This is a genomic window from Halomonas sp. ND22Bw (genome assembly GCF_003011945.1).
Lineage (GTDB): Bacteria > Pseudomonadota > Gammaproteobacteria > Pseudomonadales > Halomonadaceae > Halomonas > Halomonas halophila.
In genome coordinates this window covers 1-400 of sequence record NZ_PXWD01000258.1, presented here as the reverse complement: position 1 = coordinate 400, position 400 = coordinate 1, and the positions used below count along the sequence as shown (strand labels likewise).

The 400-nt window shown below is 68.8% G+C and carries 1 protein-coding gene; it reads left to right on the top strand.

Translation table 11 applies throughout. From position 1 onward, the window contains the following. Positions 1–297: ribosome silencing factor (rsfS, locus tag CVH10_RS17960; RefSeq protein ID WP_106489362.1), on the top strand; the 297-nt coding region annotated here is incomplete at its 5' end. Positions 298–400: the final 103 nt, after the last annotated feature.

Genomic DNA, 400 nt, shown 5'->3' with positions numbered 1-400 from the left:
AAGGCCCAGGACCTCGTCCTGATCGACCTGAAGGGCAAGAGCGCCATGGCCGACACCATGATCGTGGCGTCGGGCCGGTCGCCCCGTCACGTCGGCGCCATCGCCGACCACCTGCTGCGCACCCTGAAGGAACAGGGCCTGGGCAAGGCCAAGGTCGAGGGCCTGCCGCACTGCGACTGGGTTCTGATAGACGCCGGCGATGTGATCGTGCACCTGTTCCGCCCCGAGGTCCGCACCTTCTACAATATCGAGAAGATCTGGGCCGTCGATTCCGCGCACCGCACCGCGCGCGACTGACACCATGCAGCTGGGCATCGTCGCCATCGGCCGACCGGGCCGGGGGCCTGAAGCGACGCTCGCCGACGACTACGCCAAGCGCGCCACCCTGTCGGGACGCGCG